This is a genomic window from Microbispora sp. NPDC049125, from assembly GCF_040802045.1.
GTDB lineage: Bacteria > Actinomycetota > Actinomycetes > Streptosporangiales > Streptosporangiaceae > Microbispora.
Genome location: NZ_JBEZDW010000005.1, coordinates 40,172 through 65,574, shown reverse-complemented (window position 1 = coordinate 65,574; position 25,403 = coordinate 40,172). Strand labels below are relative to the sequence as shown.

Genomic DNA, 25,403 nt, shown 5'->3' with positions numbered 1-25,403 from the left:
TCGCGGGTGTCAACTGGCCATGCCGGCGAACTGGCCGGGCTGGTAGGAGCCGCCGGGGTTGCGCACGATCACGTTGAGGCGGTTGTTGGCGTTGATCATGGCGATCAGGGAGACCAGCGCGGCGATCTGGTCGTCGTCGTAGTGCTCGCGCACCTTCGCCCAGGCCTCATCCGACACGCCTTGGTGGGCGTCGGCGATCCGGGTGCCCTCATCGGTGAGCGCCAGCGCCGCGCGCTCGGCGTCGGTGAACACCGTCGACTCGCGCCAGGCGGCGACCAGGTTCAGCCGGGTCGAGTCCTCTCCGGCAGCGGTGGCGTCCTTGGTGTGGTAGTCGACGCAGAAGCCGCAGCCGTTGATCTGGCTGGCGCGCAGCATCACCAGGTTCTGGGTGGCCTCGGGCAGCGGCGACTGGACGATCGCCAGGGCGACGTTGTAGATCCGCTTGGCGATCCTGGCGCCGAGCTCGTTGGCCAGCAGGTCGAAACGGGGTTCCATGACGTGGTCCTCACTATGGTGGGGTGGGCACCGCGCGGATCATTCGCGCGGCGTCTTACGAACTGGAGCGGCGTCTTCACGAACTGGAGAAGCCGGCTGCCTCCGGTTATCCGAGGTGGCCGGGCTGGTAGTCGCCGCCGCGCCGGCCGACGATGACGCTCATGCGGTTCGTGGCGTTGATGAGGGCGATGAGTATCACGAGATCGGACAGCTGGTCCTCGTCGTAATGCTTGGCGGCGTTCGCCCAGACCTCGTCGGTGACGCCACCGGCCGCGCCGGCGATGCGGGTGCCCTGCTCGGTGAGTTCCAGGGCGGCACGCTCAGCGTCGGTGAACACCGTGGACTCCCGCCAGGCCGCCACCAGGTTGACGCGGGTCGAGTCTTCTCCGGCATGCGCGGCGTTCTTGCTCCACACGTCGGTGGCATAACCGTCGCCGTTGATCTGACTGGCGCGCAGCAGCACCAGCTTCTGGGTCGCGGCCGGCAGCGTCGACTCCTGGAGGATCGTCTTGCTCGCCAAGCCGAAGTGCCCCGCGGCCTTGGCTGCGGTCGAGGCCGGGTTGACGAACAGGTTCAAACGAGCAGTCATCGTGCGCTCCTTGCAGTTGTAACCGGTCGAACAACAGATGCCGACGACCCGACGCTTGTGACATCACGGCCATGTGACCTACGCCACCGAGCGCGGGTGTCACACAGCGGCGGGGACCGGCGTCTTGTGCGCGTGGCACGATCGAGGGCGAACAGGCAGAGGAGCCGGCAATGAGCGAACGCAGCGAGCCGACCGTGGACACAGCCGTGCCATTCGCTGACGGCGGCAGGATGGACTCGGCTACCGAGGCGTTCATGGCCCACCGCAACCTGCTGTTCACCGTCGCCTACGAGATGCTCGGTTCGGCCGCCGACGCCGAAGACGTCCTGCAGGAGGCCTGGCTGCGGTGGACAGGCGTCGATCTGGGCGCCGTGCGAGAGCCGCGTGCCTACCTGGTCCGGATCACCACCCGCCAGGCGCTGAGCCGTCTGCGTACGCTCGGCCGCCGCAAGGAGTCCTACGTCGGCCCCTGGTTGCCCGAGCCGCTGCTGACCACGCCCGATGTGGCCGAGGATGTCGGGCTGGCCGACAGCGTCTCGATGGCCATGCTCCTGGTGCTGGAAACGCTCACGCCGACCGAGCGCGCGGTGTTCGTACTGCGCGAGGTGTTCGACCTGCCCTACGACGAGATCGCCCAAGCCGTCGGCAAGAGCCCCGCCGCGGTCCGCCAGATCGCCCACCGGGCACGGGCACACGTCGCCGCACGGCGACCACGCGGGGACGTTTCCGCAACCGAGACCCGCAACGCGCTTGAGGCATTCCAGCAGGCGATCGCAACGGGCGATCTGCAAAGCATGCTCGACATCCTCGCGCCGGACGTCGTCTTCCTCGGTGACGGTGGCGGAATCAAGGAGGCCGCGCTGCAATCCATCGTGGGGGCCGATCGAGTGGCCCCCCTGGCCACTGGCCTGCGCAGGTTCGGCGCCGCGGCATCACTGCAGCCGGCACAGATCAATGGCTGCCCTGCGCTGGTTCTCCGGCTCGGCGGCGAGATCGACACCGTCATCGCGGTGCGCATCGACGGCGGCCTCATCACCGGCCTCTACGCCGTGCGCAACCCCGAGAAGCTGTCACGTGTCGAGCGGGAGACCACCCTGCGCCGCTGAGTCGGCTTCTTCTGACGTTGTATGAAGGCTCAGGCCAATCAGCGCGAAGGTCGGCCAGATGGTGAAATGCCCGCACCATGTGATGCAGAGCGGCTGCTCCAGGTGCCGGACCAGGGAGCCAAGGGCGTATTCATAGGTCGATCAAGTGGTAGATCCGCCGCGATGTCACACTTCGCTCCCCGCCGATCCTCTTAGGAGACGTGACCGTTCCCATTCGCGTACAGCGGGTGGGACGGCGTGACCCACGACGACAAGGAGCACTCGGCATGACCATTCTCGTCACCGGAGCGACCGGCGTCATCGGGCGTCTCGTCGTCCAGCGGCTCGTCGCCGAAGGCGCCCACGTACGCGCCGTGAGCCGCTCTCCGCGCGATGCGGCCCTGCCGTACGGCGTGGAGGTCGTCCAGGGCGACCCGGCCCGGCCCGGCACGACGGCCGGGCACTTCGCCGGCGTCGAGGCCGTCTTCCTGCACCCGCGCAGCTTCGGCGACTCCGCCGACCGGCTCCTCGCCCTGGCCGCCGAGCGGGGCGTGGGCAAAGTGGTGGCCCTGTCGGCGATGAACGTCGACGACCCGTTCGACCTGCAGCCGTCCCGCCGGCGGGGAGACCGGAACAAGGAGGCCGAGGAAGCGGCCGTCGCCAGCGGCCTGACCTGGACCAGCCTGCGTGCCAGCAGCTTCGCCGGCAACACCCTGCAGGCGTGGGGCGCCCAGATCCGCGCCGGAGACGTCGTACGCTACGTGCACGCGGGCTTCCGGGAGTCACCGCTCGACGAGCGGGATCTGGCCGAGGTCGCGGCCCGCGCCCTGCTCACCGACGAACTGGCGGGCCGCCGGCTGGAGCTCACCGGACCGGAGTCGCTGTCGCACGAGGAGATGGTGGCCGTGATCGCCGCCACGCTCGGCAGGCCCCTGCGCTTCGAGGAGCTCCCGCCGCCGGCCGTCGCCGCACACCTGATCGGCAACGGCCTGCCCGAACCGTTCGTGCGCGCCTTGATGGCCCGGTACGACCACTACGCCGGCCGCGACCAGCATCCCGCCACGGGGGAGGTCGACAAGGTCCTCGGCCGTCCCGCACGGACGTACGACGACTGGGTGGCCGACCACATCGCCGCGTTCCGGAACGGATGAGCCTTCGATGCCGGCCGCCTACATCGTCACCGCTGTGGTGACCATCGCCTTCAACACCTTCTCCGGATTCGCGGCCATGACCCGGTTGGCGCCGATCATGCGTACCCTCGGCCCCGCGCTCGCCCGAGCCGGCGTGCCGGAGTCGTGGCTGGTCTGGCCGATCGGCGCGCTGAAGGCCCTGGGCGCGCTGGGACTCGCGCTCGGGCTGCTCGGCGTACCCCTCGTCGGCACGGCCGCCGCCGCAGGTCTCGTCCTCTACTTCGTCTGCGCCCTGTACACCCATCTGCGTGTCGGCGACTTCTCATCCCAGTTCTACCTGGCGATCGTGTTCCTTGGCCTGGCGGTCGCCACGCTGGCGCTCGATCCCGCCCTCGTGCTGCACGCGACACGCTGATCGGGCAGCCTGAAGCCGTGCCCGCTGTTTCCCCGGCCGAGGTCACACTCGCGTGCTCGACGGACTCTTGAGGAGTATCCGTACCGGCAAGGAGCTCCATGATGCGCGAAGTCCCCGCAGCCGACGCTTCCGAGGCGTTCGCCGCCCACCGCGAGTTGTTGTTCTCCATCGTCTACAACATGCTCGGCACGGTCGGCGACACCGAGGACGTGCTCCAGGAGACCTGGCTGGCGTGGGCGGCACGAGATGTGGCCGGCATCGACAACCACCGCGCGTACCTGGTGCGTGTCGCGGTCAACCAGGCCCTTGCCCATCAGAGCGCGCTGCGCAGGCGCAAGGAGACCTACCTGGGCCCGTGGCTGCCGGAACCGCTGATCACCGGACCCGACGCCGCCGAGCCGGCCGTACGCGCGGAGTCGGTGTCGATCGCACTGCTGGTGATCCTGGAGACGCTCACCCCGCTGGAGCGGGCCGTGTTCGTCCTGCACGAGGTGTTCGCCTACCAGCACACCGAGATCGCCGCCATGCTGGACCGCAGCCCGGCCGCGATCCGGCAGCTCGCCCACCGGGCGCGCGAACACGTACAGGCACGGCGCCCGCGTGCCCGGGTCGATCGGCGTACGCACCGGGAGGTGACCGAGCGCTTCGTCGAGGCGGCGTTCGGCGGTGACCTGCCCGCGCTGATGGAGATGCTCGCACCCGACGTCGTCTTGTGGCCCGACGGCGGCGGCAAGTCGGCGGCGGGCGGGCCGCGTCCGATTCAGGGCCGCGACAAGGTCGCCCGGGTGGTCGTGGCCAACGCGCGCGGCGGCGTGGACGTCCGGTACCGCCAGGTCAACGGCGACCCCTCCGTGGTGATCTTCGAGGAGGACGCGCCCCTCGCGGTGATGGTGCTCGACCTCGACGCAGGCGGGAAGCAGGTGCGAGAAATCTACGTGGTCAGCAACCCCGACAAGCTCGGATCCATCTCCGACCACACCGCCGAACGCGGTCCCGAAACTCCTGGAGGGCGTGGCACGACGAGCCGATGAGAGTTTCTCCATTGCCCGCTCGGCGAATCCCGAGAAGCCCCCACTGGCCATGGAGGATCCCATCGGCTGAGCCTCGCGCGGTGCTCACAAAGCGATCGTGGTCTTTCCCAGGATTTCAGCGAGGCGCGTGTAGTCGACATCCCGCCCTTCTTCGATGTCGACGACCTTGCGTTCCCCTTGGCCCAGTGCCCGGATGAAGCCCTTGACCACAGGGATGTCCGTGGCGTTGAACACCATGAATGACACCTTGTCCCGGGAGACCGCTATGACGGCCGCGAAATTGCCGTTCTTGAGGAAATGCGGCTTGCCGTATTGCAGTCGTTCTTCGATCGTGGGAACGGTCTCGTGAACCATCGCGCGTAGTTTCTCGCAGACGCCGATCTGCCAGGGCGCGGCCTTGTTGATGTACTGGGTGACGTCGTCGTTCATGCTGTTCTCCAAGTGTCGCTTCCGCAGGTTCTTCGCGCAGGTCCCTACAGGGGAGGCATCGCGTTCACGCTCATCCACGCCCGCCGGCTCCTGTTGAGTCAGTCGACGAGGGCTCCGCAGGAGATGTTCACCTGCGTGGAGGTCATGCTCCTGGCGTGCTCCGACGCCAAGAACGCGGCGACTCGGCCGACATCGTCCAGGGTCGCGGCCCGCTTGAGCAGCGTCGCATCCACCATCTTCTGCTTGTAAGGCGCCATCTCGGGAAGGTCGGGCAGGGAATCGGGGATCCCACCGGTACGCATCGAGACCACGCGTACGGAGTGCGGGCCGAGCTCGCAGGCCCACTGGCGGCGCATGGCCTCGATCAGGTCGCAGCCGACCTGTACGGTTCCCAGGCCGGGCGAGGAGTTGGCCGGATCTGAGCCGCCGAAGTGCAAGATGACTCCCGAGCCCTGCTTGACCATGTGCCGTGCGGCGGCCTGTGCGGTAAGCAGAAAAGAGCGCGCCACCTTGTCCATCGCGTGGCCGAAGTCGGCGACGGGCATCTCGAGCAGCGGCACGAACAGCGCGTCCTGGGAGATGACGTTGACCGAGACATCGATGCTGCCGGTCTGTGCCGCGATGGAGTCGACCCAGCCGTTGACGGCGCTCTCGTCCAGGGCGTCCACGATCGCCGTCTCGGCCAGGCCGCCCTGGCGGCGGATGTCCGCGGCCACGGTGTCGAGCTTGCCGGGGGTGCGGCCGGCGAGGAAGACCCGCGCTCCCTCAGCGGCGAAGCCCCGTGCCATCGCGCCGCCGATGGCCCCGCCGCCCCCATAGATCACCGCGGTCTTGTTCTCCAGAAGCATGTGCGTCTCCGTTCGTCGGTTCGATGGCTCGAACCTAGGGACGGTACGGCACAGCGGGCATCGGTCCCACGACTGCTCTGACAGATCCGCTGATCAGGATGGGCGGCGTCGGGAACGGCGCACAGTAGACCGGTCCGCGGCGGGTGCCGGCGTGGTGACGAGTAAGTAGGTCGACTGATACGGCTCACAGCTGGAGCTTGGCGAGCTCCATCCTGCGGGTCACGCCGATCTTCGGATAGGCCCGATAGAGGTGGTGTCCCACGGTGCGCGGGCTGACGTACAGGCGCGCCGCGATCTCCCTGTTGCTGTATCCGGCCGCGGCCAGTCGCACAACCTGGAGTTCCTGTGGGGTCAGCCGCTGGAGTGGGTCGTCGGCCTGAGCGTGGGGCACGGGTCTGTCGCCGAGGACCGTCAGTTCGGTGCGGGCACGCTCGGCCCATCGCGCCGCCCCGAGCCTGGCGAAGGTGTCTTCTGCTTGCGTCAGAGCGGCGCGGGCCTCTGAGCGGCGGCGCCGGCGGCGCAGCCATCCTCCGTAGGCGAGCCTGGTCCGCGCGAGGTCGTACGGCCGGTCGGGGATGAGCCGCATCGCAGCGCGGTAGTGACGTTCGGCCTGTTCACCGTCGGTGAGCAGAGCCTGGCAGCGTAACTCCAGAGCCTTACCGACGTCATTGTGGCGGGCCCACGCCGCCAACGCCGGCAGGTGTCGCCGGGCCAGGTCGGCGCGTCCGGTACGGATGGCGGCTTCGACGTGGTCCGGTACGGCCCTGATGAGCAGATCGTTCCGGGCAGGGCCCCCACATGCTTCCTCGAACCAGTCGAGCGCCTGCTCGGAACGTCCCTCGGCGAGATCGAGCAGGCCCACGCCCCACGAGGCGAGGGCCGCGTTGGTGGGGTGCAGGGCGGCGTGTTCACGCACCTCGGCGGCCAGCGCACGGCACTCGGCGGCGTCGCCGATGACGGCGGCCAGCCAGACCATGATGGCCTTCAGTACGGTCACCTGCATGTCCATGCCGATGTCGGACGCCAGTGAGACGCCTTGAGCGAGATCGGCCTGAGCGCCGCGGAAGTCCCCCCGCAGCAGCCGGCCGATGGCCAGCGGCTCCAGTACGTACGGAAGCCAGCCGAGCGACCCGTCCGCTCTGACGTCCGCCGCCAGCGACTCCAGCACGTCCGTCGCCGCCACGTCGTCGGCGGTCAGCAGCCCCATGAATCCGGCGATCACCCGCGCAACGAAGTCCTGGACGGTTCCGTTCCGGACGGCCTCGACCAGCCCGCGCATGGGGACGACCCCCGCGCCGAAATCGCCGTCGGCGTGCCTGCCGTACCCGATCAGTGCCGCCACCACGGGCGTCAGCGCCGCGCCCGAGGGCAGCCGGACGGTCTCCAGCTGGGCGACGGCTTCTTTGACGAGATCGTGGGCGCATGCGTCACGAGCTGCCCACACGGCCTCGGTCAGCATGGAAACCGCCCGCTCCGGATGGCTGCCGGTGATCAGCATGGCGCCCTCCAATGCGAGGGCTGCGTCGGCGGCTGGTGAGATGCTTTCGTAGGCCACTTGCGCACGTACATAGGTGGCCTCGGCGGCGACGACGGCCCTGCCGGTCAGCGCGGCGGCCTCGGTCGCCAGCCGTGTCGCCCATTCTGGACGGCCGGCGTCGTAGGCCGAGCGGGCCGCGCGGACCATGCGCTGCGCCTTGTCCTCCTGGCCGGTGCTGAGCCGCGCGGCGCGCTCGTACGCCAAGGCGACCGCCGCCGCCCCGCCGCGATATCGGGCCCGCTCGGCGGTGTGTTCCAACTCGCCGGCGACTTCATCGTCCGGGCCGGTGGCGGCAGCGGCCCGATGCCACGTGCGGCGGTCGGAGTCCGCCACGAGCGACAGCGCACCAGCCAGGGCCTCGTGAACGGCGATGCGCTGATGATGAGGAGCACTCTGATACACGGCCGAGCGGATCAGCGGATGCCGGAACCTGATCTCGTCGGTCGACGTGACGACGAGACGGGCCTCCTCAGCCGGACCGAGATCGACCGATGACACACCGAGGGCGACGCCTGCCCGCAGAACCACATCGAGTTCGCAGGTGCCGTCGGCCGCCGCCAGCACAAGGAGCAGGCGGGTGGCCACGGGCAGCTCTTCCAGCTGGGCCCGGAACGCGTCCTGCACGCGTCCGGCGATCCTCAGCGGACCGACCGGCGTGACCAGGCCGTCCCTCGACACGCGGGAGAGCTCAATCAGACCCAGCGGGTTGCCGCCCGCCTCGTCCAGGAGCCTGTCGCGCACCGGAACAGTCAGCTCGGGTGCGCATTCCGCCAGCAGTTCCACGGCGGAGGCGCGGTCCAGTCCGTCCAGCCGCATGACCTCGATCCCCGGCGTGGGGAACGGTCGTGCGGTGTCCCGTACCGCGAATACCATCACGATCGGATCTTCATGAAGCCTGCGCGCTGCGAACAGCAACGCGTCCGAGGACGTCTGGTCCAGCCATTGAGCATCGTCGATCAGGCACACCAGCGGCCGCCGCGTGGCAAGATCCGACAGCAGCGTCAGCGTAGCGGCGCCGACGAGGAACGGGTCGCGTACCGGAACCTCGGCCAGACCGAACACCGACCGCATGGCGGCCGCCTGCTGGCCCGGCAGCACGTCCAGCCGGTCCACGAACGGATGCAAGAGCAAATGCAGCCCACTGAACGCCAGCTCGGCCTCGGTCTCGATGCCGGCCCCCCGTAACACCTCCATCCCGTCCGCGACCGACGCCAGATCGTCGAGAAGGGCCGACTTGCCGATCCCCGCCTCACCCCGCACGACCAATGCCCCGCTCCGCCCTTGGCGGGCCTCCGCAAGCAGCACCTCCAAACGGTCGCGCTCAAGGCGGCGTCCTATCAGCATGACGGCACAGTAGCGTCCTGAACCTCGCCGGGCTTATGCGCAGATGATGTCAGCCCCGGCGCCATCGGCTCACGCACGACGCTGTACTTCCCGCTGATCGTCGTGCCGGCCGAGCCCTTGTGCCGCGTCGGCCGGTTCTGCCCGGCCACTGTCTGCCGCACGGGCCTGACCCCGCTCGTCAGGCGGGCTACGTGTGTGCCGCGAAGCCGTCGAGTAGCAGATCAGCGACCTGGGGGCCGATGGTGGCGGGATCGGCGCGCAGGGCACGGGCGAATCTGGTGACGACGTGCAGGGTGCCGGTGATGGCTTGCGGGAGCAACTCGGGTGGCAGATCGTTGCGCAGCAGGCCCTCCTGCTGGCCGCGTCTGACCAGGGCGGTTCGGTGGCTGGGTACGCGCCGGGCGCATCAAGGTGCCGCAGGTGCTCATACCCGGGCTGGAGGCGACACCGGGCGCCCTGCTGTCCCTGCTGTCCCTGCTGCGCGGCGAGTACGCCGGGATGGTCGTGGTGTCGGTCTGAGCAGTACCCGGCAACGCATTACTCGATCATGGCCTGGGAGAGTCCTGGCCGGATCACCCACTGGCGGGCGCCGATTCGGCCGCGACGTCCTGCTCAGGGACGGCGGGATAGCCCCAGGCCGGACTCCAGGTGCGCAAGCGCCGTGTCGATCTCGGCGGGCCCGTCCATGTCGGGATCTTGTGCCCATTGGAGCCAGACCATGGCGACGACCCCGACGACAGCACCGATGGCGTTGCGTATCCGGGGGTCGTCCGCGGCACGTCCCGCCTTGTCCGCCACGATTTCGCCGACCTCGCGGATCACGCCCGGAGTCTTGCGCAGGTTGGCCACCAGCAGTTCGGGCACGGTGGCCGCGAACACCTCTCGCGCGTGCCCCGCGGCGATCTCTTCGGCGGACAGGGCGGCGAACGCCGTACGGAACGCGCCCCGCAGCACGGCGACCGGTGGACCCGGCGGCTGATCGGCCAGGGCCTCGACCAGAGGCGGAAAGCGATCGAGCGCGACCAGGTGCTCCTTCGTCGGGAAGTAGCGGAAGAAGGTCGCGGGAGAGATCTCGGCGGCCGCGGCGATCTGCTCGACGGTGGTGGCGTTGTAGCCGCGCTCACGGAAGAGCCTGAACGCCTCGCGCAGGATCGCCTCCCGGGTCTTGGCCTTCTTGCGTTCGCGTAGCCCGCTGCCGCTCATGCACAAATTTTATCGCGCACACAAATGATAGTTTACTTTCATAAGAGAGTCAGCTCTCAGCTTCCACCCTGGTGTACGGAGGTGGCCCGTCATGGGCGACGACATCAACGGCCTGCATCACGTCGGGCACATCGTGCGAGACATGAGCCAGGCGATGGAGCGGTACCGCCGGCTCGGCTTCACCATGCCGGCACCCGCCTATCCCGTCCTCCCGCGTGTCACGGGAGGTCCCCCCGAACCGTTCGGCGTGGCCAACACACATGTGCACTTCCCTCGCAACTTCATCGAGCTGGTAGCCGTCATCGGGGACACCGGCCGCATGCCCGGCGAAGCCCGCCCCATCCCGTTGCGGGTGCCCGACGGCAAGCTGCCGGGGCTGACAGCGGCCATTCGCGCCACCGCCGCCACCATCACGTCCCTGCTCCAGCGTTTCCAGGGCCTTCACATCGTGATCGCCGATACGCCGGACATCGACGGCGTCGCCGCACGGCTGACCGCCGCCGACGTCGGCCACGGCGGCGTGCACGCCATCCAGCGACCCGTCGAGACCAGCACCGGGACCAAGATGGAGCCCGCCCGCTACCTGGAGATCTCCCATCCCCATCTGCCTGCCGGGCGGGTGCCGGAAGGCAGGATCGGATTCGCCGAGAACACTCCGGCCGACGCGCTGGAGGACGACCGGCACACCGACCATCCCAACGGCGCCACCGGACTGGTCGAATGCGTGCTGTGCGTCGCCGACTCGGCGTTGCCCGAGCTTGAGCACCGCTACGGCACCTACTTCGGCCAGAAACGGGACGGCCAGGTGACGCGTTTCGACCGGGCGGACATCACCATCGTGGCCGCATCGGCGCTCGCCGGCCTGCTGCCAGGTGAACGCCCGGCGGCCCTGCCGGCGTTCGTCGCCTACACGGTGTCCGTACGCGACACCGCCGCCACCGCGCGACTCCTGCGCGACAACGACATCCCGGTCACCCACACCGGCACCGGAGAGATGTTCGTGCCTGCCGACGCCGCCCTGGGCGTCGCGATCATCTTTCGCCAGGACGACTGAGGCGACGTCCGAACGCAAGCCGAGTGGTTCCCGTGATCTCCGGCGATGGAATTTTCAGGCCGGGCGCCGGCCGGTCCGTACGGCGACGGAGCGAACGCCGACGTCAGCGGTGGCCGCCGGACGCGGCGGGCGCCGAAAGTGGCTTTCGCGCGGATTTGGACTGGCGCCCGGCCTCAGGACCTTGACATCATCTCCGATCATGGGCGTGTCCGCGCTCGCCCGTACGGCCCCCGGTGCGGCAGGACCCCCGGCGCGCCCGCGGCCGCGCGGAGCAAGACCGGTCCGGCGGCAGTCTCCGCCTGAGCCGGAAGGACGTACGGCCACCGCGTGCGCACGGCGGTGCCGGCAGGGGCGAGTGGAGGGGCGGCACGTGACGTCTTCTGTCCAGGAGACCGGCCGCGACCCGGAGCGCGGGGAGCGACCCGGGACGGACCCGGAAGAGACCGGGCACAGCGACGAGAGTCCTCCCCCGGAGGACGCCTCCGCCGACGCGACGGAGCGGAACGCGACCGTCCGGGACACGCTGCTGCTGTGGGTGGGCACCAGGGCCGGAATTCTCCTCGTGGCGGTCTACGGGGTTCTGACCGTCTCCGGTACCAACCGGGCCCCGCTGCTGGAGCGGTGGCACTACTGGGACGCCGACCTGTTCCGGAAGATCGCGGAATTCGGCTACGACGGCGATCCGAGCCAGCCTCCCGACCCCGGGCTGCCGGCCTTCTTCCCCGGCCTGCCGCTGGCGCTGCGCCTGGTCCACGCGGTGGTCCAGAACTGGACCCTGGCCGGACTGATCATCTCGTTCGTGGCCGGCGCGGTGGCGATGGTGGCGCTGGCCAAGCTCGCCGACCTGGACAGGCCCGTCGGCGCCGGGCGATGGGCGGTCCTGGCCCTGCTGCTGTGCCCGCCCGCCGTCTTCCTGTTCGCCGGTTACTCCGAGGCGCTCTTCCTCGCCTTCGCGCTGCCCGCCTGGCTGGCCGTACGGCGCCGCGACTGGCCGGTGGCCTGCGCCCTGGCCGCCGGGGCGTCCTGCGTACGGGTGACCGGCCTGTTTCTGGCCGCGGCGCTGGTGACGGAGTTCGTCGTCAGCAGGATCCGCAGGGACGGGTGGACCGGCTGGCGGGACGCGCCCTGGCTGCTGCTGCCGTTCGCGCCGATCCTCGCCTACTCCGCCTACCAGCACTCCCGTACGGGTGGCTGGCTGGCCTGGATCCACGCCCAGGAGGCCGGCTGGGGCCGGAGGATGGTCTGGCCCTGGGAGTCGTTCCGCTCGACCTGGGACATGACCGGCGACGCCACGTACGGGCCGTTGTTCCGCCTGGAACTCGCGGTGGCGATCGTGGGGCTTCTCCTGCTCGTCTGGCTCCTGGTCACCCGCCGCTGGGCCGAGTTCGTCTACGTCGGTCTGCAGGTGGCCGTGCTGACCACGTCGACGTTCTACATGTCGATGCCTCGGGGAGCGCTGCTGTGGTGGCCGCTGTGGGTGCTCATCGGCCGCACGGGCGCCCGGCACAGATGGGTGATCATTCTCTACGCCACCGTGATAGGGCCGCTCATGGTGCCGATGGTCATCTCCTTCATGAACAGCTCCTGGACGGGGTGACGCCGCCCGGCGTTCATCGGCGGACCCGGGTCTCGATCGACCAGGCCACGAGCCACGATACCGTTCCACCCGTGATTCAGAACGACGGAGTCGAAGGAACCGAACAGGCGGCGATCGAGACGTTCCCAAGTGGCCGGCGGGGAGGTTCCTCCCGCGTGATCTTGCGTCCGATCACCGGCCACGACCAGGACGAGTTCCTCGAACTGGTCCGTGCCAGCGTCGACCTGCACCATCCGTGGATGTCTCTGCCCACCACGGCCGAGGAGTTCCAGGCTCTCATCGCCCGATACGACCAGCCCACCGAGGAGTGCCTGCTGGTCTGCGTGCGTGACACCGGAGCCGTCGCCGGCATGGTCAACATCAACAGCATCATCCGCGGGCGCTTCCAGAGCGGATCCCTCTCCTACGCGGCCTTCGCCCCCACCGCCGGCCGGGGCTACATGTCCGAAGGCCTTGAACTGGTGCTGAGATACGCCTTCGAAGACCTGCGGCTCCACCGCCTGGAAGCCCAGATCCAGCCCGGCAACAAGGCATCCATCAAGCTCGTCCAACGGTGCGGCTTCAGACAGGAGGGCTACTCACCCGACCTCCTGTTCATCGACGGCGCCTGGCGAGACCACGAGCGGTGGGCGATCACCGCGGAGATGACCGACATACGGCCGACGCCTCCGCATCCGACCCAGCCGACACGCTGAACAACCCCGAAGCCCCGACCAGGCCCCCGGGGCAGGGTGTCCGACCGAGCCCGTCTCGCCTTGCTCTGCCGGTTCCCCGCCCTCGGCAGGCAGACAACCGGTCAGGCCACCGGGCGGATTCGATCGCCAATCTTCTCCCGGAGTGCGGCTTCCAGCCGGTCGCGGGCCTCGGTCTGGGCGGCGATCCGTTCGTCGAGGACCGCCAGCCGTTCCAGCGCGACCCGCAGACCCTTGTCCGAGGGGGGTGCGGCAGCCACATCGCCGTCCAGGCACGGCAGGAACACGCGCACGTCGTCAAGGGTGAGCCCGGCGGCCAGCAGGCAGCGGATGTTACGAACCCGCACGACGGCCCGCTCGTCGTAGACGCGGTAGCCGTTGGGGGCCCGCTCCGAGGAGATCAGCCCGGCCTCCTCGTAGTGCCGCAGCGCACGAGCGGTCGTCCCGGTCGCCCTGGCCAGCTCACCGATCCGCACCCGTCCCACCTCCCGGGCCACTCCTATCACGCCACGACTGCCCCGCCGTCGACCGGGAGCACCACTCCGGTGACGAACGATGCGGCCGGTGCGGCAAGCTGGGTGATCGCCCAGGCCACCTCCTCGGGGCGACCGATCCGGCCCAGCGGGGTGTGCGCCAGCTGCCACTCGCGCACCGCGGCCATCCGCTCCGGCGTCAGGCCCTGGTGCTCACCGATGGGGGTGTCGATCGCGCCGGGGGCGACGGCCGCCACCCGGATCCCGCGGGGTGCCAACTCGACCGCCCAACTGCGGGTCAGCAGCTCCAGGGCGGTCTTGGTCGCCGCATAGACCGAGCTGCCGGGCCAGCCCCGCTGTCCCACCGACGTACTGACATTGACGATCACCCCGCCCGACGTCTCCAGGTACGACAGCGCGGCCTGGGCCAGCAGGATAGGGGCGACGAGGTTGGTGGCGAGCTGAACCGCGATCATCTCCGGCGTCAGCGTGCCGAGGGGGCCGCCGCGCACTATGCCGGCGTTGTTGACCAGCACGTCCAGCCGGCCGTGTGTCTTGAGCACGGCCTGGACGATCAGATCGGGCTCGCCCTCGGCGGTGATGTCGGCGGCCAGCGGCGTGATCCGGTCGTGCCCGGCAGCGGTCTCCTTGAGCGGCTCGGCCCGCCGCCCGATCGCGACCACGTGGGCGCCCTCGGCCGCGAAGGCGCGGGCGGTGGCCCGGCCGATCCCTGTGCCCGCTCCGGTGACGGCGACCACCCTGCTGCTCTGCGATGCGGTGCTGTTCATGCCGGTCATCGTGCAACCCTGCCGCCTGCGGCAAGGTCAAGCAGCCATGGTCAGCCTTACCGGGTGGCAGCGTCCGGACCTTGGCGTGTGAGGCGGACTCCGGCTGCCGCCCAAGCATGGTGACCTCGTTGTGCTGTGCCTCAGCCACGAGCAGGGTCGGGGATCCCTGACAGGAGCGCCAGTCGGAGCTTGGTTTCGTCTTCGGTGTCCGGGGCCGCTGTCAGGACGACTATCTTCCGTTCCGCGTCGCCGTCGTTGATCACGTCGCAGTCTGCCGCGATCGGGCCGACCGCGGGGTGTTGGACGATCTTGTGGTCCTCGCGATGCGTACCGACCGCGCCGGAGGCCCACAGCTCGGCGAAGCGTTCGCTGCCCGTGGTGAGTGACTGGATCAGGCTGGTCAGGCGGTCGCTGTCCGGGAAGCGTCCCGTCGCACGGCGCAGGTCGGACACGACGGCGGACTCGACCGTGTCCTGAGCGAGCGAGGTCACAGGCCAGTGCGACAGGCGTGGGCCCTCGCCGTCGATCGGGAAGGTGTCGCGAGCGAAGTTGCGAAGCCGCGGCGGCGTCGACGACGGGTCGCCCAGGAGCGCCGCCCAGCCGCGGTTCCACCAGATCATCTGCCAGTCCGCGGCGAAGACCGCGGCGGCGGCGTCATCCAGCCGGTTGAGGAGGCGGCGAAGACCTGGCGGGATGTCGTCGGAGATCTCCGCGTGGGACGGAGGGACAAGCCCGGCCAGCCGATAGAGATGATCTCGTTCGGACTCCGTGAGCCGCAGGGCGCGTGCGAGCGCGGCCACCACCTGCGCCGATGGGGTGGTGGATCGCCCCTGCTCCAGACGCACGACGTAGTCGACCGAGATGCCGGCGAGTTCTGCGAGCTCCTCTCGACGCAGTCCCTTCGCCCGGCGCGTGCGCCTACTCGGCAGCCCTGCCGCTGCCGGAGAGCTACGGTCGCGCCAAGCGCGCAACGTCGCGCCCAGGGTCGTCTCGTCCGTTGTCATACCGTTGATTTTCGCTCCGGACCATCCGGTCGAGGGTGGTACCCCTGTTCCTACCGTCGGCCCGTCTCTGGTCGCGGGCTCGACCGTCGGGAAACCTCGGTCGCGTGAGTATCTCCTTCTCCCACGACCATGTCGGCATCAGCGTGACTTCCGGGGACCTCGACGCCACCATCGGCTGGTATTCGAGCAAGCTCGGCTTCACCGTCGACCAGCGATTCGACTCCCACGGCACGACGTTCGTCTATATCGTCAGCGGCGATGTCAAGATCGAGCTCCTCGCAGGCGCATCGAACCGTCAGGCGCCGGCCGGCGACGTCCTGACGAGCATGGACCCGTCGCGCCTGCACCACTTCTGCGTCGCCGTCGCAGATCTCGACGAGACCGTCTCCCATCTGCGCGACCTCGACGTGGAGCTGATCGGCGGCCCCATGGAGGTGGCACAAATCGGTCAGCGCATCGCGTTCATCACCGACAACCTCGGCAACATCATCGAACTCGCCGAGCCTGGCACCTGGCCCGCCGGTCGACAGGACTGATCGATCCGGCGCCTCACCCACCGTGGGGGCGGCGCACGCGGGGGATGGGCTGACCACGGCGGGCGGCCTCGGTCTCCAAGCGTTTCCTGAGCATCCTGCCCTGGCCGAGGAACGAGCGGTTCCGCTCACGGCGGTTTTCGGAAAGGCTCCAGTCGTTCAGGGCCCGCTCGACCCGCACGCTCAGCCGGTCGCCCTCTCCCGTCGCGGCCCCGACGAGCACCACGTTCTCCTGCCACTCCATGGCGGGGCCGTGCCGGTGGAAGGTCAGGCACACCGGCCCGTCGGCCGCCTCGACACCCGCGGGCAGCCGCAGGTCGAAGCCGGCCCCGGTACGTACGGCCGAGCGGGTGCGCACCGCCAGCGGCATGCCGTCGGAGACCATCGTGACGACGGGCTCGCCCAGACGGGCCGCGCGGTCGGCGAAGGGCCGCCAGTCCGCCGGCGGGGCCGTCCGGCTCGGCAGCCGGGGACCCGTGGGGGCGGAATCGGAGGCGGGGACCGTGACGTCGCCGGGGGCCGTCCAGACCTCCGGCGTCCTGGACAGGTCGCCCTCGGGCCACCAGACGATCCTCTCGGGGGTGACCTCCACCCAGATGCGCGCGAAATACCATCCCAGCCGCTTCACCAGGAACCACGGCATCCCGGCGAACCCGGTGCCGGGCTTGGCGAGCCACTCCCGGACGTACCGGTCGGTGTTGCCCTGCAGATCCGCGTCGCGTACGGTCGCCCGGCCCTGCACGAGGACGACGGGCGCCGGGGGACGAACACGGTCCGGTCCGGCGCCCTCGGCGCTGGAGTAGAGCAGCGCGACGCGCGGATCGCGCCGGGCGCGCTCGGCCTTGTCGGGGTAGGTGAGCCCGGTGCTCACGTCGAGCGTGCCACCCGCGCCGACGTACGGCGTGACGGGCCAGGTGACGGGCCGGCCGTCACGAGTGAGCGAGGCGTACTCGCAGACCATGGCGCGGTCGAAGGTCTCGGCCACCTCCTGCGGCCACGTGGTCGATGCGGATGTGGTCATCACGACTCCAGGAGAGCGTTTGCGGGGGCGGTGGCGCCGTACAGGCGGGTGAAGCGCCGCCGGTAGGCCGGCCACCAGAACAGGCGGAACATGAGCCGGGCCACGATCGGCAGGTCGGCGTACGACGCCGCGAGCAGGTCGGCGTCCGCACTCGAGGCGAGCCAGCCGAAGATGACGGGGACCCGGCGGCGGCCGAAGTCGTCCATCGCCTTGCGCTTGTCGGCCTCGACGTCGTCGAGGGTGAGGTGGCGGAGCATGAGCGGCACGGCGATCCGCTCCTCGTGGTCGAGGTGCTCGTTGACGAGCTCGTGCAGCCGCCGCAGGATGGGCGCGCGCCCGGCCAGGGGCACCCCGCGGTCGGAGGCGGCCGCGATGAGCGGGTCGAGCACGGAATGCTCGGACTCCAGCTCGGCCAGCACGTCCGCCGCCTCCGGTGCGCGGCCGGTGAGCGTCGGCCACAGGGTGGCGTCCTCGTGCGAGTGATGGGCGTGCAGCATGTCCAGCACGAGCGCGAGCTGCTCCTCCAGCAGTTCCTCGTGCGCGTCGTCACGCGGGTGCGCGCACGCCTCGGCCAGGCGGCCGAACTCCGCGCGGAAGCCGGCGTGCATCATCAGGAAGCCTGTCAGGCGCTCTAGTGTGATCATCAGTCTGTCTCCTCACGTGTCGGAAACAGAGTGTGCGACCCGCCTCTACGTGCACTTGTGGAGGGCTTGGCGGGCCCTTGCCAGCCAGTAGCCGGCACCCGTCTGCTCCAGCAGGCGCACCGCCTCCCGCAGGTGGGCTCGCGCTCCGTCGCGGTCCCCGAGCGCCAGCAGCGCCTCCCCCATGTGGCCGTCGTACGCCCCGTCGACGGTGGTGCACGTGCCGTTCACGTGCAGCAGCCCGGCGAAGGGACGGAACGCGTCGTAGACCTCCCGCACGACGTCCAGTTCGCCGAGCCGGATCGCGGCGTGCAGCCGGCACATGGTGGCCATGGCCCAGTTGTAGTCGCGCGGCGGCAGAGGGGTCTCACGCAGGAGCCGCCGGGCGCGCTCGTGCTCGCCCAGGTTCACCAGCGCGGACGCCAGGATGTAGGCGGCCCCTGCCAGGCCGGTACGCCGGAACAGCTCCTCGATCGCTGCCGCCTCCTCGCCGAGGCGGTCCTCGTGGATGAGCGTCTCGGCCCGTATGGCGAGCATGCTCACCTCGAAGTACGCGAGATCGGCGAACGACAGTGTCGCCGTGGCGGACTCGAAGTGGCGGGCCGGCTCCGGCACGCCCTGGAACAGGTCGAGCCCCACGTGCGCCACCGCCGCCTGCCGCGCCAGCGCGGGATTGTGCAGGTCGCGCAGCAGCGTGTCGATCTCCGCCAGCAGCGCGCGGGCCTGCGGCACCCTGCCGTGCTCCACGAGATGAGCGACGAGGTGGAGCTGTGCGATGACCGTAAGCTGGGGCGACAGGTCAGGCTCGGCCAGCAGGCGCCGCGCGGTCTCGGCGCGCTGCTCGATGAAGTCCTGTCCCTGCATGGCGAGCAGCCGCAGGTGGAGCACGCGCCGCAGCAGGGCGGGGTCACGCAGGCGCTCGGCCGCAGCCACGGCCTGCGACGAAACCGGGCCGACCTCGTCCTCGCGACCGGTCTGGGCGAGCACGACGGCCCGTACGGCCTGTGCCGTCGCCCAGGCCGTCGTGGACGGCGGCAGCTCTCGCACGGCCCGGTCCATCGAGTCCCGCAGGGCGGCCACCTCAAGGCCGGGCCGGAAGGGCACCCAGACGCCGTGTCCCATCGCGATGTCGGCGGCCCTGGCGGCCTTGTCCAGGTCGGCGCCGGCCATGGCGAGCGCCTGCTCGACCGCCTCGTAGCCCTCGTCGAACCGCCCGGCGGCGTAGCGGCTCTCCGCCAGCCCGACGGCGAGCTCGAACCGCTCGGCCTCGCCCGCCCCGGCCGACTCGGCCGCCGCCAGCGCCTCCTGCCACGAGGTGGCCGCGTCGTCGGGCGCGTGCCGCCGCAACGCCGCCCGCGCTGCGCGGGCGGAGTAGTCCATCGCCATGCGGGCGGGCTCCGCGCCCAGCTCCGCCGCCGCCAGCCAGTGCCGCGCGATCACCGCCGCACGGTCGTCCCGGTCCCCCTGGACGCGGGTGAGGACGCCCGCGACCTGCTCGTGCACGCGCGCCCGCCACAGCCGCGACCGGCGCGACAGCAACGCGTCGGTCACCAGGGCGTGCGCGAACTCGTACACCCCCAGCCGGTACGACGACTCCCGGATCAGCCCCGCGTCGAGGGCCGCGTCGAGCGGCGGCAGCAGATCGCCGACCGGGCCGCCGGCGACCTGGGCCAGGACGCCCGCCTCGAACTCGTCGCCCATCACGGCGGCGAGCTCCAGCACGCGGGCCGCCTCCTCCCCCAGGCCCGCCACCCGGTGCCGCACGACGTCCAGCACGCCCTGCGGCAGCTCCTCGCCGGCCCGGGCCAGCTCCGTGAGGAAGAACGGGTTCCCGGCGGTTCGCCCGCGCAGCTCCTCGGCCCTGCGGCTGCCCGGGTCGCGGCCGGACAACTCCCGCACGAGCGCGCGGACCTCCTCGGTCGCGAGCCCGTCGAGCCCGAGCCTGCGCGCGCCGAGCCGCGACAGCGCCGACAGCGTGCCGGTGAGCGCCGACGCCTCGTGCCGCCGGAAGGTCGCCACCAGCAGCAGGCCCGGCCGGGCGGTGGACGCCAGGTGGACCAGCAGCCGCAGCGTCGCGTCGTCGGCCGCGTGGATGTCCTCCAGCACGACGATCACCGGGCCGGCGCCGGCCAGGAACGTGCCGACCGCCTCAAAGAACCGCAGCCGCGCCCCCTGCGCGTCGGACGCCGGGATCGCCTCCAGCCCGCCCGACAGGAACGTGCCCACCTCGTCGGGCAGGGCGGCCTCCGGGACCGTGGCGGCGAGGTCGCGCAGGACTCGTTCCCAGGGCCACAGGGCGGGCGCGGTCTCATGGTCGGGACTCGCCCCCCAGACGACCGTCACGTCGGCGTTCGCGCGGAACCGCTTGAGCAGGCTCGTCTTGCCGACGCCCGGCTCGCCGTCCACCAGCACGACCTGCCCGGCGGCGGACGACGCCTTCGCCGCCTCGTTCAGGAACTCCAGCGCGCTCTCGCGGCCGACGAAGACCGGCTGGTCCGCCGCGCGCTCGGGAGCCCTGCGTGCCGTCGTCCCTGCCGTCGTCCCTGCCGAGGGCCGCTGCCCGGCGGGCCTCTCCGGCGGAAGCAGCGTGGCGTCCTGGCGCAGCACCGCGCCTTCGAGCTCCCGCAGCCGCGGCCCGGGATCGATGCCCAGCTCCCCGGCCAGCACCTCCCGCACCCTGCGCAGGCATTCGAGGGCCGCCGCCTGCCGGCCCGCCCGGTAATGGGCAAGCACCAGCAGCTCCCAGGCACGCTCTCGCAGGCGGTGTTCGCGGACGAACGGGTCCAGCCGCGCCACCACGTCCGTGTGACGGCCCAGCTCCAGCAGGGCCGCGGCCAGCCCTTCCACCGCGTCCAGCCGCACCTGCTCCAGACGGCCGATCTCCGGCTGTGCCCACTCCTCGGAGCGCACGTCCGCGTACGGGTCACCCCGCCACAGGTCGAGCGCCTCGCCGAGGGCGGCCGCCGCCCCCTCGTGCCGTCCTTCGGTCAGATGGCCGGAGCCGGCCGACACGAGCGTCTCGAAGTCCCTCGTGTCGAGGCCGAGCCCGCCGGTCATAAGGCCGTACCCGTCGGCGGCGCTGACGAGGACGGTCGGGGTCGCGCCCGGCCGCCGGTCGGGCTCCAGCCGGCGGCGCAGATTCGAGACGTACGCGTGCATGCTCCCCCTGGCCGGCGGGTTGCCGGACCACAGCCGGTCGGCCAGGAGGTCGGCGGGGAGCACGCGGTCGGCGTGCATCGCGAGGAGGGCCAGGAGGGCTCGCTCCTTCGGCGGTCCGGCCGGTACGGCCCGCCCGGCCACGACGAGTTCCATGGGCCCGAGGACGTTCAGCCGCACGGGCCAATGGTAGGCAGACCCCTTCAACCGGTCCAGGCGTTACATTTTCGGAGCCGACCGGCGCTCCAGCACCACGACCGGAGCGGGATCGCGCGAGCCGTCCGGCGCTGGTAGCCGCCGTACCCCGGAGCGACGCGCACCACCTGCGCGAACAGCGGTTCCCCCGAAGGTCCGCCGGTGCTCGCCATGCTTACGTATCGCTCAGGAGTGGGGTCCGTCCGTACAGCCGGCCCCGGCAGGTCGCAGCCGGAGTGCTCAGCGTGCGGTCTCGCGGGCCGCTTTCTCGATGAACGCGACCGTCGTGCCCGGCTGCGACACGAACAGCATGTGCGACGCGCCCTTGACCACCTGCACCTTGGCCCCGGCCCGCTTCGCCATGAACTCCTGCGCCGCCGGAGGAATGATCTTGTCGGCGCCGCTGATCAGGTCGTAACTCGGAATCGTCTCCCACGCCTGCGGACCGGACGCCGGCTCGCCGAGCGCGACGTCGGTCGCCGGGCGCTGGGTGATCGCGTACAGCGCCGCCTCCTTGGCCGGCACGTCTCCCGCGAACCGGGCGGGGAACACCTTCGGGTCGATGTAGAGGTCGACATGCCCATCCGGCAGCGGCACCGGCTTCAGGGAATCGTTCACCGTGCTGCCGGGGAACTGATTGGCGAGCTGCCCCACAGCCTCGCCCGCCTGCGGCACGAACGCGCCCAGGTAGACCAGGGCCTTCACCTCGCTGTTGCCGGTGGCGGCCGCCGAGATCACCGCACCGCCGTAGGAGTGCCCGACCAGCACGATCGGCCCCTGGACGCTCTGCAGCAATGCTTTGACCTGCGCCGCGTCGGAGGAAAGCCCTCGAAGCGGGTTGGCCGCCGCGACCACCGGGTAGCCGTCGGCGAGCAGCCGCCTGGTCACCTCGTTGAAGCCGCTGCTGTCGGCGAACGCGCCGTGCACCAGCACGATCGTCGGCTTCTTTCCCGTATGTCCGCCCGACTGCGCCTCCGCACTGGTCATGGCGACAATACCCAGGCCCGCGACGACAGCCGCGGTCGTGGCGAGTGACGCCACGGACTTGATCGTGCGCAACATGTGCTTCTCCCTCGTCGATCGGTCAGCGAGCCGATGCACTCTGACCAGGCGAACGCTAGGAGCCCGTTGTGGACAGGCACTGAATTCGAACTCCGGGCACGGGAACAAGCCGTCAACTCGATGTCGGCAGGATGCGAATCCATGCATCAGCAAGCATTCGAGAGCCAGTGCGCCTCCGAGGAGCACCGGCACCGCGCCGCCACGTCGCGGATCCGCAATCCGAAGCTGACCCTCTTCGCGCTGGCACTCGGGACCTTCGCGATCGGCACCGGGGAGTTCGGGAGCAACGGCATCATCCAGCTCTTCTCGGCCGATCTGGACGTCTCGATCCCGGTAGCCACCTATGCGATCACGGCGTACGCCTTCGGCGTGATGATCGGCTCACCCACGATCACCCTGCTCGCCGCCCGGGCCAATCGGCGCACCCTGCTGCTCGGCCTGATCTCGCTGTTCCTGATCGGCAACGGGCTTTCCGCGCTGGCGCCGAACATCGAGCTTCTCGTGGTCTTCCGGTTCGTCACCGGATGCGTGCAGGGCGCGTTCTTCGGTGCCGGCGCCGTCGTGGCCGCCTATGTGTACGGCCCGGGCCGCGGCGGCAAGGCGTTCGCGACGGTCATGGGCGGCCTCACGGTCGCCACCATCGTCGGTTCCCCGCTCGGCACGCTCATCGGGCAGAACGCCGGCTGGCGGGTCATGTACTGGACCGTCGTCGCCATCGGGCTGGCCGCCGGCGCCGCCTTGGTCGCGTGGCTGCCGCGCACCGACGACCTGCGCGGCGGCTCCATCGCCGGTGAGCTGGGCGCGCTGCGCCGGTTCAACGTCTGGCTGATGGTCACCGTGGCCGCGCTCGGCATCTCCAGCATCTTCGCGGTCTACACGTTCATCGGCCCGTTCATCACCGACGGCGCCGGCCGCGACGCCTCGCTCATCCCGATCGCCCTCGCCGTCTTCGGCCTGGGCATGGCGGCCGGCAACTACCTCGGCGGGCGGGTCGCGGACCGCTATGCGGACCGGGGCCTGCTTCACGGCTATGGCGGTGTCCTGGGGTTGCTCGTGCTGATCGGCGTGGCTGGTTCTGATCTTGTGGTTCTGTTCCCGTGCCTGTTCGGGGTCGGCGCCACGATGATGTACGCCATCCCGACGATCCAGGTCCGGCTCACCGGCCTCGCCCCGGACGCGCCGGCGCTGATGGGGGCGTTGAACCTGGCCGCCCTCAACCTGGCGAACTCGCTTGGCGCGATCGGCGGGGCGGTCGTGATCGACGCGGGCTGGGGCACGCTGTCGACGGTGTGGGCGGGCTTCGTGCTCACCGCCACCGGCCTTCTTCTCTACGTGGTGACGATCGCACGGACCAAGGCGGCGCCCGTGGCCGAGCCGGCATGAACGCGGGCCCCGCACCGACCGGCAACCCGCCGGGCGGCCCACGCCTGGACGACGAGCAGTTCCGCCGGCTCGCCTCGTACGGCGACGTGGAGCCGGCCGAGGCCGGCCAGGAGCTGTACACGACCGGCGACGACTCCTACGACCTCTTCCTGCTCCGCTCGGCGACCGTGGACATCGTCCGCGAGGCGACCGCGCTCAAGCCTGAGCACCGGGTCTACCAGGGGCGTCCCGGGGACTTCCTCGGCGAACTGAGCCTGCTCACCGGTCAGCACGTCTACCTGACGGCCCGGGTGGTGACCGCCGGAACCGTCATCCGGGTCGGCGCGGCGATGCTGCGCCGGGTCCTCGCCGAACAGGTCGACATCGCCGACGTGCTGATCGAGGCGTTCCAGGCGCGTCGCGACACCATCCGGGCGGCGGCCGGCAACGCCTTGGAGATCGTCGGCCGGGCGGGCGACGCGGCGGCGCTGGACCTGCGCACCTACGTGACGCAACTGCTCCTGCCGCACGCATGGCTCGACGCGACAGCGGGATCCGGGCTCACCCTGATGCGGTCGGCGGGGATCGGCGAAGCCGACCTGCCGGCCGCGGTGATCTCCGGCTCGGTCCTGCGGAATGTGACGCCGCGCGCGGTCGCCGACGCACTCGGCCTCTCCTACCGGTCTGATGGACGTCCGGCTGATCTGGTCGTGGTCGGCAGTGGCCCGGCGGGACTGGCCGCGGCCGTGTACGCGGCGTCCGAGGGCCTGGTCACGGTGCTCCTCGACCGTTCCGGAATCGGCGGTCAGGCCGCCAAGAGCGCCCGGATCGAGAACTACCTCGGCTTCCCGCAGGGCGTCAGCGGCGAGAACCTGACCCGGCTCGCCATGATCCAGGCACTCAAGTTCGGCGTACGGATCTTCTCGCCGTGCGCGGTCACGAGTCTCGATCTGTCCGATGAACGCCGGCCGGCGTTACTGCTGGCGGACGGCTCACGCATCGAGTCGCGCGCGGTGATCGCCGCGACCGGGGCGCACTACCGGCGCCTCGACATCCCCGGCTGGGCGGCGTTCGAGAAGGCGGGCTGCATCCGGTACGCGGCGACCGACCTGGATGTGCGCGGGTACGAGGGCCGGCCGGTGGCCGTCATCGGCGGCGCGAACTCGGGCGGACAGGCCGCACTTTCCCTTGCCGTCCGCGGCGCGTCGGTCGACCTGATCATCCGTGGCGCCGACCTCGGCGCCCGGATGTCGTCCTACCTGGCCGACCGGATCCGCATGCATCCCGCGATCCGTCTGCACACCGGCGCCTCGGTACGTGGCCTCGACGGCGAGGACGCACTCGAGTCGATCGTCGTCGAACGGCCCGGCGGAGCCCGGTACCGGCTCGACTGCCGGGCGCTGTTCTGCTTCATCGGCGCCGACCCGGTGTCGTCCTGGCTGACGGGCGTGGCCAAGGACGAGCGCGGCTTCATCCGTACCGATCACCAGCCGGCGCTGCCGTTCCAGACCAGCGCGCCGCGGGTCTTCGCGGTGGGCGACGTGCGTTCGGGATCGATCAAACGCGTGGCCACCGCGGTCGGTGAGGGCGCGAGCGCGGTCTCCTCGGTTCACGCGGCGCTCGCCGGCGACTGACCTGGCTCCGTCAGGAAGAGTTCCCGAGTCGCTCACACTCCCCCTCGGTTGACGTGCGGGACCGGTGGCCCCCGCACGTCAATCC

24 protein-coding genes are annotated in these 25,403 nt (G+C 70.6%); 10 read left to right on the top strand and 14 right to left on the bottom strand.

Annotation, left to right across the window (positions count from 1 at the left end):
* Positions 1-9 precede the first annotated feature (9 nt).
* On the bottom strand, positions 10-495 hold the full coding sequence (locus tag AB0B72_RS07860; protein WP_367737722.1) for a carboxymuconolactone decarboxylase family protein: 486 nt from the start codon (positions 493-495) through the stop codon (positions 10-12).
* Between the two features lie 106 nt (positions 496-601).
* Positions 602-1,084: a carboxymuconolactone decarboxylase family protein gene (locus AB0B72_RS07855; RefSeq protein WP_367737721.1), complete on the bottom strand. Its 483-nt coding sequence runs from the start codon at positions 1,082-1,084 to the stop codon at positions 602-604.
* A 230-nt stretch (positions 1,085-1,314) separates the two neighbouring features.
* On the opposite strand from AB0B72_RS07855, the gene AB0B72_RS07850 reads away from it, so the two are divergent.
* From AB0B72_RS07850 to sigJ, 4 genes are all read left to right on the top strand, one after another.
* Complete coding sequence (locus AB0B72_RS07850; RefSeq protein WP_367738053.1) at positions 1,315-2,190, top strand: RNA polymerase sigma-70 factor; 876 nt, start codon at positions 1,315-1,317, stop codon at positions 2,188-2,190.
* 266 nt (positions 2,191-2,456) lie between these two features.
* Positions 2,457-3,320, top strand: coding sequence for an NAD(P)H-binding protein (locus AB0B72_RS07845; protein ID WP_367737719.1), 864 nt, complete (start codon positions 2,457-2,459; stop codon positions 3,318-3,320).
* A gap of 7 nt (positions 3,321-3,327) precedes the next feature.
* Positions 3,328-3,714, top strand: coding sequence for a DoxX family protein (locus AB0B72_RS07840; RefSeq protein WP_367737717.1), 387 nt, complete (start codon positions 3,328-3,330; stop codon positions 3,712-3,714).
* Between the two features lie 98 nt (positions 3,715-3,812).
* Positions 3,813-4,745, top strand: a complete 933-nt coding sequence (sigJ, locus tag AB0B72_RS07835; RefSeq protein WP_367737716.1) for an RNA polymerase sigma factor SigJ — start codon at positions 3,813-3,815, stop codon at positions 4,743-4,745.
* An 84-nt stretch (positions 4,746-4,829) separates the two neighbouring features.
* Here the strand turns inward: sigJ and AB0B72_RS07830 are convergent, their stop codons facing one another.
* The 5 genes from AB0B72_RS07830 to AB0B72_RS07810 all read right to left on the bottom strand — a co-directional run bounded on the left by AB0B72_RS07830 (position 4,830) and on the right by AB0B72_RS07810 (position 10,106).
* On the bottom strand, positions 4,830-5,174 hold the full coding sequence (locus AB0B72_RS07830) for a DUF1801 domain-containing protein (RefSeq protein WP_367737715.1): 345 nt from the start codon (positions 5,172-5,174) through the stop codon (positions 4,830-4,832).
* 98 nt (positions 5,175-5,272) lie between these two features.
* Positions 5,273-6,022 (bottom strand): SDR family NAD(P)-dependent oxidoreductase, encoded by a 750-nt coding sequence (locus AB0B72_RS07825; RefSeq protein ID WP_367737713.1) that lies wholly within the window; start codon positions 6,020-6,022, stop codon positions 5,273-5,275.
* Positions 6,023-6,206: 184 nt separating this feature from the next.
* Positions 6,207-8,903 carry an AAA family ATPase gene (locus AB0B72_RS07820; RefSeq protein WP_367737711.1) on the bottom strand — a complete coding sequence of 899 codons (2,697 nt, stop codon included), beginning with the start codon at positions 8,901-8,903 and terminating at the stop codon, positions 6,207-6,209.
* Between the two features lie 187 nt (positions 8,904-9,090).
* Positions 9,091-9,222: a hypothetical protein gene (locus tag AB0B72_RS07815; RefSeq protein WP_367737709.1), complete on the bottom strand. Its 132-nt coding sequence runs from the start codon at positions 9,220-9,222 to the stop codon at positions 9,091-9,093.
* Between the two features lie 293 nt (positions 9,223-9,515).
* Entirely contained in the window at positions 9,516-10,106 is a 591-nt protein-coding gene (locus tag AB0B72_RS07810) for a TetR family transcriptional regulator (RefSeq protein ID WP_367737706.1), read from the bottom strand.
* A 91-nt stretch (positions 10,107-10,197) separates the two neighbouring features.
* Here AB0B72_RS07810 and AB0B72_RS07805 point away from each other — a divergent pair, with 91 nt between their 5' ends.
* The 3 genes from AB0B72_RS07805 (at position 10,198) to AB0B72_RS07795 (ending at position 13,452) form a co-directional block, all read left to right on the top strand.
* Entirely contained in the window at positions 10,198-11,160 is a 963-nt protein-coding gene (locus AB0B72_RS07805) for a VOC family protein (RefSeq protein WP_367737703.1), read from the top strand.
* 370 nt (positions 11,161-11,530) lie between these two features.
* Positions 11,531-12,757 carry a mannosyltransferase family protein gene (locus AB0B72_RS07800; protein ID WP_367737701.1) on the top strand — a complete coding sequence of 409 codons (1,227 nt, stop codon included), beginning with the start codon at positions 11,531-11,533 and terminating at the stop codon, positions 12,755-12,757.
* A gap of 155 nt (positions 12,758-12,912) precedes the next feature.
* A complete protein-coding gene (locus tag AB0B72_RS07795) occupies positions 12,913-13,452 on the top strand; it encodes a GNAT family N-acetyltransferase (protein WP_367737700.1) in 540 nt (179 codons plus the stop codon).
* A 101-nt stretch (positions 13,453-13,553) separates the two neighbouring features.
* On the opposite strand, the gene AB0B72_RS07790 is transcribed toward AB0B72_RS07795, so the two are convergent.
* The 3 genes from AB0B72_RS07790 to AB0B72_RS07780 all read right to left on the bottom strand — a co-directional run bounded on the left by AB0B72_RS07790 (position 13,554) and on the right by AB0B72_RS07780 (position 15,714).
* Positions 13,554-13,925: a MerR family transcriptional regulator gene (locus tag AB0B72_RS07790; RefSeq protein WP_367737699.1), complete on the bottom strand. Its 372-nt coding sequence runs from the start codon at positions 13,923-13,925 to the stop codon at positions 13,554-13,556.
* 26 nt (positions 13,926-13,951) lie between these two features.
* Positions 13,952-14,710, bottom strand: coding sequence for an SDR family NAD(P)-dependent oxidoreductase (locus AB0B72_RS07785; protein ID WP_367737697.1), 759 nt, complete (start codon positions 14,708-14,710; stop codon positions 13,952-13,954).
* 140 nt (positions 14,711-14,850) lie between these two features.
* On the bottom strand, positions 14,851-15,714 hold the full coding sequence (locus AB0B72_RS07780) for a helix-turn-helix transcriptional regulator (protein WP_367737695.1): 864 nt from the start codon (positions 15,712-15,714) through the stop codon (positions 14,851-14,853).
* A gap of 104 nt (positions 15,715-15,818) precedes the next feature.
* Here AB0B72_RS07780 and AB0B72_RS07775 point away from each other — a divergent pair, with 104 nt between their 5' ends.
* On the top strand, positions 15,819-16,250 hold the full coding sequence (locus AB0B72_RS07775) for a VOC family protein (RefSeq protein ID WP_367737693.1): 432 nt from the start codon (positions 15,819-15,821) through the stop codon (positions 16,248-16,250).
* Between the two features lie 13 nt (positions 16,251-16,263).
* Here the strand turns inward: AB0B72_RS07775 and AB0B72_RS07770 are convergent, their stop codons facing one another.
* The 4 genes from AB0B72_RS07770 to AB0B72_RS07755 all read right to left on the bottom strand — a co-directional run bounded on the left by AB0B72_RS07770 (position 16,264) and on the right by AB0B72_RS07755 (position 22,322).
* Positions 16,264-17,268, bottom strand: coding sequence for a hypothetical protein (locus tag AB0B72_RS07770; protein WP_367737691.1), 1,005 nt, complete (start codon positions 17,266-17,268; stop codon positions 16,264-16,266).
* Positions 17,268-17,912, bottom strand: a complete 645-nt coding sequence (locus tag AB0B72_RS07765) for a hemerythrin domain-containing protein (RefSeq protein WP_367737689.1) — start codon at positions 17,910-17,912, stop codon at positions 17,268-17,270. The genes AB0B72_RS07770 and AB0B72_RS07765 overlap by 1 nt, the downstream gene beginning before the upstream one ends.
* A 45-nt stretch (positions 17,913-17,957) precedes the next feature.
* Positions 17,958-21,245 (bottom strand): BTAD domain-containing putative transcriptional regulator, encoded by a 3,288-nt coding sequence (locus AB0B72_RS07760; RefSeq protein WP_367737687.1) that lies wholly within the window; start codon positions 21,243-21,245, stop codon positions 17,958-17,960.
* Between the two features lie 255 nt (positions 21,246-21,500).
* Positions 21,501-22,322: an alpha/beta fold hydrolase gene (locus AB0B72_RS07755; protein ID WP_367737686.1), complete on the bottom strand. Its 822-nt coding sequence runs from the start codon at positions 22,320-22,322 to the stop codon at positions 21,501-21,503.
* 141 nt (positions 22,323-22,463) lie between these two features.
* Here AB0B72_RS07755 and AB0B72_RS07750 point away from each other — a divergent pair, with 141 nt between their 5' ends.
* A complete protein-coding gene (locus AB0B72_RS07750) occupies positions 22,464-23,705 on the top strand; it encodes an MFS transporter (protein ID WP_367737685.1) in 1,242 nt (413 codons plus the stop codon).
* Positions 23,702-25,318: an FAD-dependent oxidoreductase gene (locus AB0B72_RS07745; RefSeq protein ID WP_367737684.1), complete on the top strand. Its 1,617-nt coding sequence runs from the start codon at positions 23,702-23,704 to the stop codon at positions 25,316-25,318. Before AB0B72_RS07750 ends, AB0B72_RS07745 begins: the two co-directional genes overlap by 4 nt.
* The last annotated feature ends 85 nt before the right edge of the window (positions 25,319-25,403 follow it).